The organism is Streptomyces sp. NPDC031111, from assembly GCF_055570675.1.
Genome location: NZ_JBVIGS010000005.1, coordinates 292,894 through 307,644 on the forward strand (window position 1 = coordinate 292,894; position 14,751 = coordinate 307,644).

At 71.3% G+C, this 14,751-nt stretch carries 15 protein-coding genes; 7 read left to right on the top strand and 8 right to left on the bottom strand.

All coding sequences use genetic code 11. The annotated features are described in order from the left end of the window. Nucleotides 1-66 precede the first annotated feature (66 nt). Nucleotides 67-1,116 (top strand): TerC family protein, encoded by a 1,050-nt coding sequence (locus ACZ470_RS13960; protein ID WP_468427107.1) that lies wholly within the window; start codon nt 67-69, stop codon nt 1,114-1,116. A 249-nt stretch (nt 1,117-1,365) separates the two neighbouring features. Beyond that, a complete protein-coding gene (locus ACZ470_RS13965; RefSeq protein ID WP_468427108.1) occupies nt 1,366-2,562 on the top strand; it encodes a Cmx/CmrA family chloramphenicol efflux MFS transporter in 1,197 nt (398 codons plus the stop codon). Here the strand turns inward: ACZ470_RS13965 and ACZ470_RS13970 are convergent. Further along, nucleotides 2,519-3,070 carry a lipase family protein gene (locus ACZ470_RS13970; RefSeq protein ID WP_468427109.1) on the bottom strand — a complete coding sequence of 184 codons (552 nt, stop codon included), beginning with the start codon at nt 3,068-3,070 and terminating at the stop codon, nt 2,519-2,521. The two genes, ACZ470_RS13965 and ACZ470_RS13970, sit on opposite strands and share 44 nt — an antisense overlap. A 110-nt stretch (nt 3,071-3,180) precedes the next feature. After that, on the bottom strand, nt 3,181-3,966 hold the full coding sequence (locus tag ACZ470_RS13975; RefSeq protein ID WP_468427208.1) for an endonuclease/exonuclease/phosphatase family protein: 786 nt from the start codon (nt 3,964-3,966) through the stop codon (nt 3,181-3,183). A 181-nt stretch (nt 3,967-4,147) separates the two neighbouring features. Here ACZ470_RS13975 and ACZ470_RS13980 point away from each other — a divergent pair, with 181 nt between their 5' ends. Next, nucleotides 4,148-4,681, top strand: a complete 534-nt coding sequence (locus ACZ470_RS13980; protein ID WP_468427110.1) for a hypothetical protein — start codon at nt 4,148-4,150, stop codon at nt 4,679-4,681. Between the two features lie 234 nt (nt 4,682-4,915). On the opposite strand, the gene ACZ470_RS13985 is transcribed toward ACZ470_RS13980, so the two are convergent. The 5 genes from ACZ470_RS13985 to aztB all read right to left on the bottom strand — a co-directional run bounded on the left by ACZ470_RS13985 (nt 4,916) and on the right by aztB (nt 10,238). Next, nucleotides 4,916-5,779, bottom strand: coding sequence for a hypothetical protein (locus ACZ470_RS13985; protein ID WP_468427111.1), 864 nt, complete (start codon nt 5,777-5,779; stop codon nt 4,916-4,918). Nucleotides 5,780-5,895: 116 nt separating this feature from the next. Further along, the gene (gene aztD, locus ACZ470_RS13990; protein ID WP_468427209.1) at nt 5,896-7,038 is read right to left on the bottom strand and encodes a zinc metallochaperone AztD; all 1,143 of its coding nucleotides are present in this window, start codon (nt 7,036-7,038) and stop codon (nt 5,896-5,898) included. A gap of 124 nt (nt 7,039-7,162) precedes the next feature. Continuing rightward, nucleotides 7,163-8,122 carry a zinc ABC transporter substrate-binding protein AztC gene (gene aztC / locus ACZ470_RS13995; RefSeq protein WP_468427112.1) on the bottom strand — a complete coding sequence of 320 codons (960 nt, stop codon included), beginning with the start codon at nt 8,120-8,122 and terminating at the stop codon, nt 7,163-7,165. Continuing rightward, complete coding sequence (locus ACZ470_RS14000) at nt 8,119-9,366, bottom strand: hypothetical protein (protein ID WP_468427113.1); 1,248 nt, start codon at nt 9,364-9,366, stop codon at nt 8,119-8,121. Before ACZ470_RS14000 ends, aztC begins: the two co-directional genes overlap by 4 nt. Nucleotides 9,367-9,383: 17 nt before the next feature. Continuing rightward, nucleotides 9,384-10,238, bottom strand: a complete 855-nt coding sequence (aztB, locus tag ACZ470_RS14005) for a zinc ABC transporter permease AztB (RefSeq protein WP_468427114.1) — start codon at nt 10,236-10,238, stop codon at nt 9,384-9,386. Nucleotides 10,239-10,252: 14 nt separating this feature from the next. Between aztB and aztA the strand changes: the two genes are divergently transcribed. Next, nucleotides 10,253-10,996, top strand: coding sequence for a zinc ABC transporter ATP-binding protein AztA (gene aztA / locus ACZ470_RS14010; RefSeq protein WP_468427115.1), 744 nt, complete (start codon nt 10,253-10,255; stop codon nt 10,994-10,996). Nucleotides 10,997-11,046: 50 nt separating this feature from the next. Here aztA and ACZ470_RS14015 read toward each other — a convergent pair whose 3' ends face one another. Then, complete coding sequence (locus tag ACZ470_RS14015) at nt 11,047-11,436, bottom strand: MerR family transcriptional regulator (protein ID WP_468427116.1); 390 nt, start codon at nt 11,434-11,436, stop codon at nt 11,047-11,049. 52 nt (nt 11,437-11,488) lie between these two features. Between ACZ470_RS14015 and ACZ470_RS14020 the strand changes: the two genes are divergently transcribed. The 3 genes from ACZ470_RS14020 to ACZ470_RS14030 all read left to right on the top strand — a co-directional run bounded on the left by ACZ470_RS14020 (nt 11,489) and on the right by ACZ470_RS14030 (nt 14,744). Beyond that, entirely contained in the window at nt 11,489-12,256 is a 768-nt protein-coding gene (locus ACZ470_RS14020) for a methyltransferase domain-containing protein (RefSeq protein ID WP_468427117.1), read from the top strand. 102 nt (nt 12,257-12,358) lie between these two features. Further along, nucleotides 12,359-13,735, top strand: coding sequence for a PP2C family protein-serine/threonine phosphatase (locus ACZ470_RS14025; RefSeq protein WP_468427118.1), 1,377 nt, complete (start codon nt 12,359-12,361; stop codon nt 13,733-13,735). Nucleotides 13,736-13,871: 136 nt separating this feature from the next. Beyond that, nucleotides 13,872-14,744, top strand: a complete 873-nt coding sequence (locus ACZ470_RS14030; RefSeq protein WP_468427119.1) for an SGNH/GDSL hydrolase family protein — start codon at nt 13,872-13,874, stop codon at nt 14,742-14,744. The last annotated feature ends 7 nt before the right edge of the window (nt 14,745-14,751 follow it).

Genomic DNA, 14,751 nt, shown 5'->3' on the forward strand with positions numbered 1-14,751 from the left:
CGGAGTATTGGGGCAGACTTTCACAAAGACGTCTTTCCTCCCTGCCCGCATGAGGGATCTTCCGCCGTGCTCGATGTGCCGTTCTGGTTGTGGGCGGTGTTCGCCGTCACCGTCGTGGTGTCGTTGGCCGTGGACCTGCTGGCGCACCGCGAGGCGCATGTCATCGGCTTCAAGGAGGCCGCCGCCTGGAGCGGGGTGTGGATCGGTCTCGCCCTCGTCTTCGGCGCGGTCGTCTTCCTGGTGCTGGGTGTGACACCGGGCGTGGAGTACACGACCGCGTGGTTGCTGGAGAAGAGCCTGTCGGTCGACAACCTGTTCGTCTTCGCGCTGATCTTCGCCTACTTCAAGGTGCCACGCGCCTACCAGCACCGTGTGCTGTTCTTCGGCGTCATGGGCGCGCTGGTCTTCCGAGGCGTCTTCCTTGCAGCGGGAGTGGCCGTGGTCAGCCGTTTCACCGCGGTGCTGTTCGGGTTCGCGGCCGTCCTCTTCTACAGCACCTACAAGATCCTCAAGGGGGACGAGGAAACCTTCGACCCCGGCAAGAGCGTCGCCGTGCGCCTGCTGCGCAAGATCATGCCCGTTCGGGACGAGTACGCCGGGATGAGGTTCTTCGTCAAGGAGGCCGGCAAGCGGGTCGCCACCCCGCTGCTCGCGGTCGTCGCCGCGGTGGAGGCGGCCGACCTGATCTTCGCCGTGGACAGCGTGCCCGCCGTGCTGGCGGTCAGTGACGACGCCTTCATCGTCTACACCAGCAACGCGTTCGCCATCCTCGGCCTGCGCGCCCTGTACTTCCTGCTCGCCGGACTGCTGGACCGGTTCCACTATCTGAGCAGGGGTCTTGCGCTCATCCTGTCCTTCATCGGCGTGAAGCTGATCCTCCAGGCGTCCCACGAGCTGTTCAGCGACAGCATCCCGGAGATCCCGTCACCGATCAGCCTGGCGGTCATCGCCACGGTCCTGGCCGTGTCCGTCGTACTGAGCATCCGGCGCCCGCCCGTCGAGGACGGCACCGCGCCGACCGTGCCGGACGAGAACGCGGACGTCCGGAGGCCGGCCGGTGAGCGGTCGTCGGCTCACGGCACTCGGGAATCGGGCGATCCGCCGCACGGCGGGTGAGTCGCGGGTGAGCCCGGCGGCGTGGTGAAACCGAGGTGCCTCGACGGGCGCCGGTCGGGTAGCGTGCGGGCCATGTCGAGTCCTGAGTCGGACAGGGTGGGGGCTTTCGGTCACGCCGTCAGCCCCTGAACCACTGAGCCTCTGACCCCGCCGTCGCACCGCATCCCGCGGTGGGACGAGCGTGCCCGTGGGGTTGGCCGCGGTGACGAGATGACCTTCTCGTGCCTCTCCTCACCCCGGAGCCACTCGATGCCTCTCCCCCTGTACCTGCTCGCCATGGCCGTCTTCGCCATGGGCACCTCGGAATTCATGCTCGCCGGCCTCCTGCCGGACATCGCCGGGGACCTCGACGTCACCATCGGGACCGCCGGCGGGCTCACCCCGGCCTTCGCGATCGGCATGATCGTCGGCGCTCCCCTCGTGGCGGCGCTCGCCCGCCGCTGGCCCCGGCGCTCCAGCCTGCTCGTGTTCCTCCTCGCCTTCGCGGCGGCCCACGCCGTGGGCGCCGGCACCACGAGCTTCCCGGTCCTGTTCGCCACCCGGGTCGTCGCCGCGCTCGCGAACGCGGGGTTCCTCGCCGTCGCACTGACGGCGGCGGCCGCACTGGTCCCGCCGGACAGGAAGGGACGTGCGCTGGCCGTGCTGCTGTCGGGTACGACGGTGGCCACGGTGGCCGGTGTCCCGGGCGGGTCGGTACTCGGCGCGGTGTTCGGCTGGCGGGCCACGTTCTGGACAGTGGCCGCCCTCTGCCTGCCCGCGGCTCTGGGCGTCCTGAAGGGGGTCCCGGCGGGACGCATGAGGGACGAGGCGGCCGGCGGACCGGCCTTGCGAGCCGAGCTGGCCCAGCTCACCGGGCCGAGGCTGGTCCTCGTCATGCTGCTCGGCGCGCTGGTGAACGCGGCGACGTTCGCGAGCTTCACCTTCCTCGCTCCGGTCGTGACCGACACCGCCGGGCTGGGTGAACTGTGGATCTCCGTCGCCCTAGTGCTGTTCGGCGCCGGTTCCTTCGCCGGGGTCACCGTCGCCGGCCGGCTGTCCGACCGGCATCCCGGTCCGGTCGTCGCGGTCTGTGGTCCGCTGCTGCTCGTCGGCTGGCCCGCCGCGGCCGTGCTGGCCGACGAGCCGGCCGCGCTGCTCATCCTCGTGTTCGCGCAGGGGGCGCTGTCGTTCGCGCTGGGCAGCACGCTGATCACCCGGGTTCTCTACGAGGCCGCCGGAGCCCCCACCATGGCGGGGTCGTACGCGACCGCGTCGCTCAACGCCGGCGCCGTCGTCGGCCCTCTCGTCGCCGCGTCCACCCTCGGCGGCTCGGCCGGGAACCTCGGCCCGCTGTGGGTGAGCACACTCCTGGTGGCTGGGGCCCTGCTCCTCGCCTTCCCCCTGCTGCTCGCACCGCGTCCCCCTACTTCAGGTTCTGCTCCAGTGCCGTCGGACAGCTGTCGATGAAGTGGCCGCGTACGCCGTCGCCGGCGGGCGCGAAGAGGTCGGCTGTCCTGCCTCTGGCCCGGTCCGTGAGGCCGCCGATCAGAGGCATGGAGTCTCGGACCACCCCGTGCGAGTCGACGTACCGGATTGCGTCGACGTGGGTGTACGCGGGCGGCGGGGGCAATTGCGGCACGACGTCGTTGGTGTTGACGAAGCGGTACATCCGCTTCTTGAAGCCGGTGTTGTAGGCGGTGGCGAGTCCGCTGTCGCAGGTGCGGGGCCGGCCGAAGGTGTGGACGCCGTCGGCCGCGGCCGCGGCTCCTCCAGATACATGCGTGCGCCGCCGAGGCTGTGCCCGGGGCCTGGGCCAGACAGTAGGCGTGCCGCAGGCTGTAGCCGGTGGCGTGGTGATCGATGACGGCGGGCGCGGTCGCGGGAGCGTCCTTTCCTCGGCGACGGGTCGTCGGGCGGCCGCCGCCTGAGCGCACGACCGCCCGCTGAGCGCGTCCTGCCGGCGGAGGGCATGCACCAGTCCCCGGTGGCCGGGAAACCATCCGAAAGGATCAGGGCTCAGGGCCGGCAGCGGGTGGTACGGCATTGCGTGCGCCGCGGAGTCGGAACCGGGACGTCCGGCACGGTTCAGGTGAGGTCCAGGTCGGTGTGCAGCATGTGGTGGTCCGAGTACCGGGTGTGGTGGACGCGGTGCCGGAGCGGGGTGATGCCCCGCAGGAAGACGTAGTCGAACTTGAGGTGCCAGTCGGTGGTCTGCTCGCAGGCACCGGCGGACGAGGGACGGCACCGCGGGTCCGTGTCCTCGGCCAGTGCCCACATCGGGGAGAGTTCGGGAGCGTCCGGTACGGCGTTGAAGTCCCCGAGGACGATCGCGCGATCGTGCCGGGCGACGACTCCCGCGAGTACCTCGGCCTGGTCCGCCCGGACCTCTTCCTGACGCCGTTCCGCGAGGTGGGTGTTGAAGACACGGACGGATCGGCCCCCCACCGTGGTGGTGACGGCCATGTATCCACGGTCTTCGGATCCTCCGTCGGGGTACTCCACACTGACCCGCTCCGTCATCGGTGCCGCCGAGAGAATCGCCTGGCCGTAGCCTCCAGGACTCCACGGCATGCCCCCGCAACGGCCCCAATTCCGGAGAACCGTCCCGTACTCGACGTGATAGACCAGCCCGTGCAGGCTCTCCAGATACTCCCGGATCCTCTCGACGTCACGTACGCACGCCTCTTGCAGGCCGATGACCTCGGGCGCGAATCCGGCGATCTCCGCCGCCCGGTCGACGTCGCTCTCCCCGCAGGGGTTGCAGATGTTCCAGGTCATGACCCGATTCGGCACGACATCCCGGTCGGCCACGACGGGCAGGGACGTCGCGAAGGGAGTTCCGCTCGGTGCGCTGGGGCCGAGGAGCAGCATGCACACCGCGATCACGGCACCCCCGAGCAACCGCGTGGCCCTTCCGAACACCCTTGCCTCCCCAATGCCGGCACACGGACACGGCGCCTGACGTCCCCATGCACGAGGTTAAGGGACAGGCACCACCCGTCCGACTCGTGCCGTGTTGCCGCGCCACGTACCCAGGGCGACAGTTGTGTCGATGCACCACCGCGCCTACCGCTTCCGCCGGGCGACCACCCCCCAGCGGGCGACATCTCACCAGCCGTCGGAGACAACGCTGTTCAGCGGCGTCTACGGGCTCGTCCTCGCCAGTGCGCTGGCTGCGGCACTCGACTCCCCCGGCGAGGCGGACAATCCCGGGTCCGACGCGCTGTGGGTCCTGCTCACCGCTCTGGCCTCGGCGGCCGCCCACGGCTATGCCCATGTGGTCGCACACCGGCGGTCGGGGGACCACTCCGGTGCCGGGGTCGGGCTGCGGGCCATGCTCGCGGAGTGGCCCGTCGTCGTGGCGGCCGCCCCCACCGTCGTACTGCTGCTGACCGCGGTGCCGTCCTGGTGGACAGAGACGGAGGCGGTGAACACCGCGCTGGTGCTCAATACGCTGATCCTCGCCGGCTGGGGAGTGTGGACCGCGCGTGGGGCGGGCCGTGGATGGGCGGCCTCCCTCCGGGCCGGGGCCACCGACATGGCCATCGGCCTAGTGATCATCGCGGCGAACGCCCTGATCAAGTAGCGGCCCGGTGAACCCGGATTCCAGGCGGTAGTCAACGGTGACATCGTGGTAGTCGCGTCCCGGCTCGACCCTCTCGGGAAGGTGGCCGCGATCGCTGCGGCTCGTCGACTCCCGGTCGCCGGTGCCCGGGAAGCGGACGGCTGTTCGGGGCTGTTGCCTGAAGCGGAGACGGTCCGCGTGGACCGTCGACCGGAACGAGATGTCCCGCACCGGACTGTCCGCTCCCGCCGCCGTTCAGGGCGGTTCCTCGCGGTCCTCGGCGGCGCGGCGACGGCTGGGGCGCGGTGGCGGCTCCTCGTCCTCGGCGCGGACTCGGCGCTTGCGGGTGGCGCTCTGGCGCCGGACGGTCCGTTCCCCCGGCGTGCGCGCACTCCGTGTGCCCGACCCGGCTCGGCGTGCGGTGCGTTCCGTCGGGTCCACGTCGGCACGGCGGCCCGTCCGCGCGGTCTCTTCCGTCGCGCCGGCCACACCGACAGCCGCCCGGCCCGCTTCCCCACCGAGGTCCTCCACCGTGCGTCCTACGTCCCCGCCCACGTCCTGAACGGCCCTGCCGGCCCCTCGGCCGACGTCCTCCGCCACCGAGCCGACCCCGGGGCCCACGTCCCGCACGGCGGCCCCGGCACCGTGGCCAACGTCCCGGACGGCGTGTCCGGCACCCGTACCCACCTCACCCACGGCCTGACCGGCTCCACCACCGACGTCGCGCACGGCGGATCCGACGCCTCGTGCGAGGTCGTGCAGGATTTCCGGATTGCGGTCGAGCGTGGTGAGCACCCGATTGACGATCGCGGCGACATTGTCCAGCCGTACCTTGAGCTGGGCCTGTGCCTCCACGCCTGAAATGCCCAGGTGCACTCGGCCGAGGGTGACGTCGGCGCCCACGTTCAGCCTCAGCAGATCCAGCACCTCGGTCTGGAGCGAGACGTGCGCCCGCAGGTTCTCGACGTCCAGGTCGATCTCGTCGACCTTCAGTACGGGCACATCCAGGAAGACGTCCGGGGTTCCCTCGCCGGCCAGGGTGGCCTCCGGGACGGGTTCGCCGTCGTACGGGTCACCCTCCTCGACGAGCGCCTCCTCGTCCTCGGCGTTGTCGTGCATCACCGCACCTCCCGGTTCCGCCGATCCCTTCGTTCCATCTTGCGGTGTCATGAGGATCAGTGCGCGGTCGGCACCGCCCCACCGGGTGGGGGCGGTGCCTGTGCCGGGCCTTGTCGTCAGTGGCCGGCGACGACTCCCGAGAGTTCGTTCGTGCTCTTCGGCAGGGTCACCGACGTGAGCCGTTCACCGGACTCGATGTCGACGGCGTGCAGCTTCCGCGTGCCCGGTTCGGAGACGTACGCGGTGTGGTCGCGGACGAAGAGGGTGGGCCGGGGCTGCTGCCAGTCGAGGGGCTCCTGCCACTCGTCGACGACGTTGATCTTCTTCTCCACCCGGCCCGTCTCCGGGTCGATGACGTGAAGGGCGCCGTTGGTGCCGAGGACGAGCGCCTCGCCGTGGGGTCCGCGTCCGAGGGAGCGGAAGGAGTAGCTGGTGCCGAGGTCGACCAGGCGCAGCTTCGCCGTCTCCGTGTCGATGAGGGAGACGCGGGTGGGGCGCTCGAGTTCGGCGTCCGGGTCGGTCTTGTAGTCGCCCAGGAGGACCGGGGAGACGTCGCTGCCGGCCTGGTTGCCGATGCGGCCGTAGTCGTCGGGGGCGTCCACCTTGGTGAACTCGCCGTCCTTGTAGAGGAGGACACCGTCCTCGCAGCCGACGGCGACCGCCTCGCCCTTGGCGGCGGCCTCGCCGTGGACGCCGGGGCAGTTCTCGCTGCGCGCGATCTCCTTGTTGTCCTTGTCCAGGACGAGCGCTCCGGTGCGCTTCTCCTCGGTGCCGAGGGTGCTGAGCAGTTCGCCGTTGCTCAGCTCGATGGCGACGCCGTGGTGTGCCTCGGCGGAGGTGTAGGTGCGCCCTTCGGGCTTCTTGCCGGCGCTCAGGTCGGCGGGGTCGAAGACGTTGACCTCGCCGGTGCCGTCGGTGAAGAGCACCGTCTTCCCGGCGTGGCGGACGACGTGGCCGGGCTTGGCGCCCTCGTAGGTGATGTCGGTGAGGGACTGCCCGGTGGCGTCGAGGACCCGGAAGCCGCTGTCGGTGGAGACGATGACGTGGTCGTCGTCTCCGGCGGGATTGACCCGGTTGAAGCCGGGCAGCTCGATGGTGCCGGTGAGTTCGAGGCTCGCGCCGTCCAGGATGTACAGGCCCCCGTCGAAGGTGGCGACCAGCGGGTTCTCGACCTGGGCGGGTGTGGCGCTCTCCTTTGCCGCCTTCGTGTCGGACGAGGCGTCGTCCCCTCCGCCGCAGGCGGTCAGGACGGCGGACATCGCCAGGGCGAGGGCCGTACCGGTGACGGCTCTGGTGTGTATGCGCTTGCTCACTTCGGTGCATGCCTTTCGTGGGATGGGTGGGGTCGGCCGGTCGTGCCGGTGTCGGCGCGGTGCCGCGGGTTCAGTGGGTGGTCAGGCCGTCGGTCATGGCGGTCGTGTTGGCGCGCATCATCCGCAGGTAGGTGTCGGCGCCCTCGCCCTTCGCGGTGAGCGACTCGGAGTACAGCTCGACGACCTCGACCCGGCCGCCCAGTTCGGTGCGCAGGACGTCGGCCAGCCGTGTCGGCTGGGAGGAGTCGGCGAACACCGTGCGCACACCGGCCTCGCGCATGGCGTCGGTGAGCGAGCGCAGGTCGGAGGAGCTGGGTGAGGCGAGCGTGGTGCCGCTGGGGATGACCGCGCCGATCACCCGGAAGCCGAAGCGGTCGGCGAGGTAGCCGAAGACGTGGTGATTGGTGACCAGGGACCGCCGGTTCGCGGGGATGCGGTCGAAGGACTCCTCCATCCAGGTGGAGAGACCGGCGAGTCGCTCGTCGTAGCGGGCGGCGTTGCGGCGGACGGACCTGTTGTCCACGCCGTCCACGTTCTCGATCACCTCGTCGGCGATCAGGGCGGCGGCTCTGCGCATACGGTCGGGATCGGTCCAGAAGTGCGGGTCGGGCTGCCCGGCCTCCCCCTCGGGGCCTCCGTCGGCGTCCGCGCGGAAGGTCAGGGGGTCCACCGCCTTGCCGACCTCGAAGGCGGCGACCCCGGACTCGCGGACGGCCTCCACGTGGCGCAGTACGTTCTCCTCCAGGCCGAGCCCGTTGAAGACCACCAGGTCGGCGTTCTCCAACTCGGCGGCCTGCACGGCCGACAGGCCGAAGGAGTGCGGGTCGGCGTTGGGCTTCATCAGGACGGTGACGTCGGCCTCGTCACCGACGATCTCCCGGGTGACGTCACCGAGGATGTTGGTCGTCACCACCACTTGGGGCCGGTCGTCGCCGCTCGCGCAGGCGGTGACGGTGCCCGCGCAGACGAGGGCGATCAGCGCCGCCGGCAGCCGGCGCAGCCGCAGCACGGTTCGCTTCGGTGTCGTCATCGTCCGGTCTCCACCATCAGTCCCGGCTTGACGTCCGTATCGAGGGTGCGGGCGATGCGCAGGCCGTCGTTGTAGTCGATCTCGTACACGCGGCTGCCCGCCGGGTCGTTGACGTAGGCACGGCTGCGGTCGACCTCGACGACCGGTTCGCTGCCGTCGGCGTCCGCCCGCCGGTCCCCCGTCAGGAGCCTCTTGGTCCGGGCGGTCTGCTTGCCGGTGGCGATGTCGTAGCCGTGCAGCGCCCCGTCGGTCTCCAGGACGAGGAGGGGGGAGCCCTCGCCGGCGGTGTTGGCGGCGACGACGGGACCGGTCTCCACCCGGGTCCACGTGCGCTCAGTGACGTCCAGCACCCACACGGCGCGGTCCCCGGCCGGCGCCGTGAGCGTGTCGCTGCCCGAGCGGTGACGGAAGGACGTCGCCCGTTCGTCTGCGGGCACCTGGCGGTCGTAGGGAATCCGCTGGGCCGTGAACCGTCCGTCGTCCTCGCTGATCAGCAGGGCGCCGTCGGCGCAGCCGAGGACGACGCCCCGCCGGGTGACGGCGTCACCCATCGGGTCCTCGCAGGTGGCGTCCGGGGACGCGGAGCGCCCGCCGTCACGGTCGAGGACCGTGACCTCAGGCATGCCGTTGCCGTCGTCGGTGAGGGTCACCAGGTGCTCCGCGTACGGCACCACCGCCCCGGCGTGCTTCCCGGGAAGCGTGCGGGGGGAGCCGATGCGGCCCTCCTCCAGGTCGGCGCGGCGATAGGTGACGGCCCGTCCGTCCTCGCCGGTCACGGCGGTCACCGCGGCGTCACCGCGCACGTGTGCGCCGGTGCCGGCGGGTATGCGGCCGACGTCGCGTATCGCGGCGCGGTAGTAGTGCACGTGGTCGCCGTGGTCGACCATCCAGGCGCCGCCGTCGAGGACATGTGTGCCCCGCGCGGTGTGGAAGTAGCCGAACCGGCCGTCCGTGGTGAGCTGCGCGGCTCCCTTCGTCGGGGACACCTCTCGTGCCTTTCCGGTGATCAGGTCCAGTACCCGGGTGTCTCCGGTCGCGGGGTCGTTGAGCAGCAGCCGGGACTGCTGCTCGGCCGCCTCCTGTGCTCCTTCGACGTAGCCGTGCGGAGTGGCGGAGGCCGCGGAACTCCTCTTCGGGGAGGACGTGTTGTCGTCCTGCTCCGCGCAGCCGGCGGTGAGCAGCGCGAGGGCCACGAGCGCGGCCGGCGCGCCTGCGCTGACGTTTCTTCGGACGAACAAGGACATCGCCTCAGGGCTTTCTCTCAGTCGGTTGCCGCCGGACGGATGCCGGCCGGGCGTGTGTGGCGGTGGCGGATGCCGGACGCCAGGTGGGAGAGGAAGAACAGGCCCACTGCCAGGGCCGAGACGGTCGCTCCGGCCGCGGTGCCCAGATGCCAGGACAGCAGCAGGCCGAAGAACGTGGCGGTCACACCGAGCAGGGCGGCGAGCACCATCACGGCCCGCACGCTCCGCGCCCACGGCAGCGCGGCCGCCGGCGGGGCGATGAGCAGGCCCAGCACCAGCAGCGTGCCGACGATGTGGAAGGACGCGACGATGGCCAGTGCCAGCAGCCCCAGCAGTACGGCGTGGGCGAGTCGGGGACGCAGGCCCAGTGTCCGGGCCTTGCGCGCGTCGAAGGCGAGGGCCAGGAACGCGCGATGGCCGAGGACCGACACGACGAGTGCCAGCAGCAGGGCCACGCCCAGCAGCGTCAAGTCCCTTTCCCGGACGGCGAGGACGTCACCGAAGAGGAAACCGGTCAGATCGACCGCGAAGGACTGCGAGCGCGACACGATGATGACACCGAGCGACAGCATCCCGACGAAGAGCAGACCGATGCCGGTGTCCTGGGACAGCCTCGGGGTGCGGCCGAGGGCCGTCACGCCGGCCGTCATCACGGCCGCGCTCAGCAGCGCCCCCACCAACAGGTTGCCGCCGAGCAGCGCGGCCAGTGCGACCCCGGGCAGCAGCCCGTGGGACATGGCGTCACCGAGGAAGGCCATTCCCCTCAGGACCACCCAGGTGCCCGCCAGGGCACAGATCGCCGACACCAGAATTCCGCCCCACAAGGCCCGTTGCACGAAGGTCACCTCGAAAGGGCCTGTCAACCACTCCATGCGAGCACACTACAATGACAATCATGTTCAATAAACCGGGCCCCCCGCTCCCCACCCCCCTGGACACGACGTTCCGCATCCGCTTCACCGACCTGTCCGCGGGCTACACCGGTCATCCGGTACTGCACCAACTCGCGGCCGACATACCGGCGTTGGCCACCACGGCTCTGGTCGGCCCGAACGGCAGCGGGAAGTCCACCCTGCTCGGCGTCCTGGCCGGTGTGATCCAGCCCACGGCCGGCGAGCTGCACCACACCGGCGATCGGCCTCCGGCGTTCGTCCCCCAGCGCGGCGCGGTCGGCGACGCGCTGCCGCTGACGGTCCGGCAGACCGTGGAGATGGGGCGCTGGGGCGATCGCGGCCCCTGGCGCCGGCTGACCCGGCGGGACCGCGCCACCGTGGAGGCGGCCATGGACCGCCTGGGCATCGCCGACCTGGCCGCGCGTCAACTCGGCGAATTGTCGGGCGGGCAGAGACAGCGCGCTCTGATCGCCCAGGGACTCGCCCAGGAATCTGACCTTCTGCTGCTGGACGAGCCGACGACCGGGCTGGACCCCGAGGCCAGGGAACGCATAGCGACGCTGCTGTCGGACCTGGTCGCCGACGGCGTGACCGTCGTGCACGCCACACACGACCTGGACGCCGCCCGCTCGGCCGACGCCTGCCTCCTGCTCCGCGAGGGGCACCTGGTGGGCCAGGGGCACCCCGGGCAGCTCCTCACCGCCTCGACGCTCGCCCGGATCTGGCAACCGGCCTGAGGTGACCGGTGATCAAGGCGCCCCTGCCGGAGGACCCGAAATAGCCGGAGTCATCGCACTGTTGGGACATCCCGGTCCGCGACCGCCCGCCGGAAATGGGCGCACTGGAGGTGGTCGTCCCGATCGCAGCCCAGGGCGCATTCGATGAGTTCGAGTGAGGCCCGCGCGGCAGCGATACGGGAGCGCAGCGCCTCGGCCTCCCGGGACAGGATGTCCCGTCGCCCCACGGCGCCATCCGTGGCGATCAGCGAGCGGATGGTGTCCAGGGCGAGCCCTGCCTCCTTGGCCCGCAGGATGACGGCGACACGTGTGACGTCCGCGGACCCGTAACGGCGCCGGCCGGCCCCGTCCCGTTCGGGCGTGATCAGCCCCATCGTCTCCCAGTGACGCAGGACGTGCGTGGCCACACCGACGCGTCCGGCCAGAACGCCGATACTCATCGTCCCGTGCTCGCTTGACTTCATGCCGACATTAAGACCCAGCCTGGCCCGCATGACCAGGAGAACCGAACAGACACATCAGCCGGCCGACGATCTCATCGCGCGACTCGACGCCGCCGACCGCCTGCCGGGCGCCGACGCGCTGCGGGCCCTCTCCTATGACCTGCTCGGCGCCCGGCCGGGAACCTGTGTGGTCGACGTCGGCTGCGGCGCCGGACGGGCGGTGGCGGAACTGGACCAACGGGGCGTGCGGGCCGTCGGCGTGGACCCGGACGAACTCATGATCGCCACGGCACGCGGGCGCCGGCCCGCGGCGGACTTCCGTGTCGCGGGGGCGTACGACCTGCCGCTGGCCGACGCCTCGGTGGACGGCTACCGGGCCGACAAGGTGTTCCACGAACTGTCCGAACCGGGGCGGGCGCTGGCGGAGGCCCGCAGGGTGCTCAGGCCCGGAGGGAGGATCGTGCTGGCCGGCCAGGACTGGGACACCCTCGTCATCGACGCCGACGACCCCGCTCTCACCCGCACCATCGTGCACGCCCGGGCCGACCTCACCACCAGCCCGCACGCCGCCCGCCGCTACCGCGGCCTCCTGCTGGACGCCGGCTTCCGCGACGTGGCGGTCGAAGTCCACACGAGCGTGTCCACCGGGCCCGCGATGCTGCCCATGATCATCGGACTGGCAGAACGAGCCTGCTCCGCCGGCGCCGTCACCCGCGAGCGGACGGACAACTGGACCGCCGAGCAGCGTACCCGGGCCGAAACCGACCGCCTGCTCCTGGCACTGCCCGTGTTCGTGGCCTCAGCCACCGCACCCTGAAGCGGTGCACCCGTCGACCGCCGGGCGGCATGCCGCTTTCGGAGTAATGGGAGGGCTCGACTCAGCACCCGTGTCACGCTGAGCCCTTGGTCGAGCACGGTCGTGTCAGCGACGGAGGCCTCCGAGGTGAGTGACGAGGGCCGGCCCGAGCAGCCGGACGTTCCCGACCTGCCCCCGCGTCCGAGTGACGGGCTGGAGCAGGTCGGCGCGCGGTTGCGAGCCCTGACCGATGCCAAGGACCGGCTCCAGGGACTGCTCGACGCCGTGCTCGCCATCAGCAGGGAACTGGACCTGTCGGTGGTGCTGCGGCGCATCGTCACCACCGCCATGGACCTGGTCGGCGCCCGCTACGGCGCCCTGGGAGTGCTGCACGAGTCCGGCGAGTACCTCAAGGAGTTCATCACGGCGGGGCTGAGTGAGGCCGAGCGCGCCGACCTGGCCGGGGTGGAGTTCCCCCACGGCCGGGGAGTGCTCGGACATCTGATCCACCATCCCGAGCCGCTGCGGGTCGGCGACATCCCGTCCCATCCCGCCTCGGCCGGTTTTCCGCCCGGTCACCCGCCCATGCGCACCCTGCTGGGGGTCGCCATCAGCGTCCGCGGCGAGATCTACGGCGACCTCTATCTGTCCGAACGCCACGACGGGCGGCCCTTCGACCGTGACGACGAGGACATCGTCGTCGCCCTCGCCGGCGCCGCGGGTATCGCGATCGAGAACGCCCGCCTGTTCGCGCAGGTCCGCGACAGTGCCGAGATCTTCCAACGCCTGTTGCTGCCCACCCTGTCCGACCTGCGGCCCTTCTCCGCCGGCGCCGTCTACCGGCCCGCCGCCGAACCGAACAGGCTCGGCGGGGACTGGTACGACGCCCTCGTGCTGCCCGACGGCTCGCTCGGCGTCATGATCGGAGACGTCGGTGGCCACGACCTGTACGCGGCCGCCGCCATGGCCCAGGCCCGCAGCATGCTCCGTGCGCTGTTCTACGACCGCCGCACCCCGCCCAGCGGAGTACTCACCCAACTCGACCGCACCTTGCACGCCACCACGGACATCCCGATCACCACGGCCTGCCTGGCGCGCGTCGAACCCGATGAATCCGGCTGGGTGCTGCGCTGGAGCACGGCCGGGCACTTCCCGCCCCTGCTGATCAGCCCCGGCCGGGAGGCGGAGTACCTGTACGCCGAGCCCGGCCTGCCGCTCGGGGTCAGTGCCGACGAGCATCGTCCCGATCACACCCGCCCCCTGCCCCCGGGTTCCATCCTGGTCTTCTTCACCGACGGGCTCGTCGAACACCCCGCCCGCTCCATCGACGAGGGCCTGACCATGCTCGCCGACCTCGCCACCACCCACGCCTCACGCCCACTTCAGGAGTTCGTCGGGACACTGGCCGACCATCACCCGGGCGACGGCCGGGACGACATGGCGATCCTCGCCCTCCGCCTCCCCCTCGACGACCCCGAACCCGCTCGGCCTCCCGCTTGACCAGGTTCGGACGGGCAGGCCGGTCCAGCAGGGCGTCGGCGCATTCGGACCGGGCCGCCGTGCGGCGGCCCGGCTCTCCGGGCAGGCTCGGCACCAGGCAGAACCACCCAACCGCCCGTATGCGAAGGAGGCGTCCTTGAAGACGGCCCCGCGCCTGATCCTGGCGACCGCTCTGTCCATAGGTGCACTCTCGGCAACCGCGCCGGTCACGGCGGCCGAGGACGCACCCGACGACCCTCTCCGGTACGTCGCCCTCGGCGATTCCTACGCGGCCGCACCGCTGGTGCCGCCGCCCGACCCGGACGGCCTGGCGTGTCTGCGCTCCCTGGCGGGTTATCCGGGTGTCGCCGCCGAGGCGCTCGGGGCCACGCTCACCGACGTCAGCTGCTCCGCCGCCACCAGCGACGACCTGAGCGCGTCCCAGTACCCGGGCACCGCGCCCCAGTACGACGCGCTCACACCCGACACCGACATCGTCAGCATCACCATCGGCGGCAACGACGTCGGCCTCGTCGACGAAGCGCTGGGCTGCGTCAACGTCCTGCCCGAGCCCCATGGCGTCAGCTGTGCGGAGGAGAACACGGCCGGGGGCACCGACAAGCTCAGGGCCCGCATCGACGCGTGGGCGCCGGTCTTCGGCACCGTTCTGGACGAGATCGCCCGGCGGGCGCCGGACGCCGAGATCTTCGTCGTCGGCTACGGCAACTACTTCCGCCCCGGCGGCTGCCACCCCGTCCAGCCCTTCTGGAAGGCGGACGCCGACTACCTCCAGGGGGCGATCAATCACCTCGGCTCCGTAGTGAGGGACGCGGCCGAGGGTCACGGCGCCACCTTCGTCGACACCTACACGCCGGGCATCGGACACGACATCTGCGCCGCCCCCGCCGAGCGCTACATCGAGGGCCTGGCACCCACGGGTGTGGCCGCGCCCCTGCATCCCAACGCGCTCGGCTCCCGGGTCATGGGCCAGGCCCTCGCGACGGCGGTCCGCGCGTCGCCGGCCGGGTGAGCCGCGT

Excerpts from the sequence above, each read along its gene's own strand:
- ACZ470_RS13965 (WP_468427108.1), top strand. The coding sequence starts at position 1,366 with ATGCCTCTCCCCCTGTACCTGCTCGCCATGGCCGTCTTCGCCATGGGC.
- ACZ470_RS13975 (WP_468427208.1), bottom strand. The coding sequence starts at position 3,966 with ATGCTGCTCCTCGGCCCCAGCGCACCGAGCGGAACTCCCTTCGCGACG.
- ACZ470_RS13980 (WP_468427110.1), top strand. The coding sequence starts at position 4,148 with ATGCACCACCGCGCCTACCGCTTCCGCCGGGCGACCACCCCCCAGCGG.
- ACZ470_RS13985 (WP_468427111.1), bottom strand. The coding sequence starts at position 5,779 with ATGCACGACAACGCCGAGGACGAGGAGGCGCTCGTCGAGGAGGGTGAC.
- aztD (WP_468427209.1), bottom strand. The coding sequence starts at position 7,038 with ATGTCCGCCGTCCTGACCGCCTGCGGCGGAGGGGACGACGCCTCGTCC.
- aztC (WP_468427112.1), bottom strand. The coding sequence starts at position 8,122 with ATGACGACACCGAAGCGAACCGTGCTGCGGCTGCGCCGGCTGCCGGCG.
- ACZ470_RS14000 (WP_468427113.1), bottom strand. The coding sequence starts at position 9,366 with ATGTCCTTGTTCGTCCGAAGAAACGTCAGCGCAGGCGCGCCGGCCGCG.
- aztB (WP_468427114.1), bottom strand. The coding sequence starts at position 10,238 with ATGGAGTGGTTGACAGGCCCTTTCGAGGTGACCTTCGTGCAACGGGCC.
- aztA (WP_468427115.1), top strand. The coding sequence starts at position 10,253 with ATGACAATCATGTTCAATAAACCGGGCCCCCCGCTCCCCACCCCCCTG.
- ACZ470_RS14015 (WP_468427116.1), bottom strand. The coding sequence starts at position 11,436 with ATGAGTATCGGCGTTCTGGCCGGACGCGTCGGTGTGGCCACGCACGTC.
- ACZ470_RS14020 (WP_468427117.1), top strand. The coding sequence starts at position 11,489 with ATGACCAGGAGAACCGAACAGACACATCAGCCGGCCGACGATCTCATC.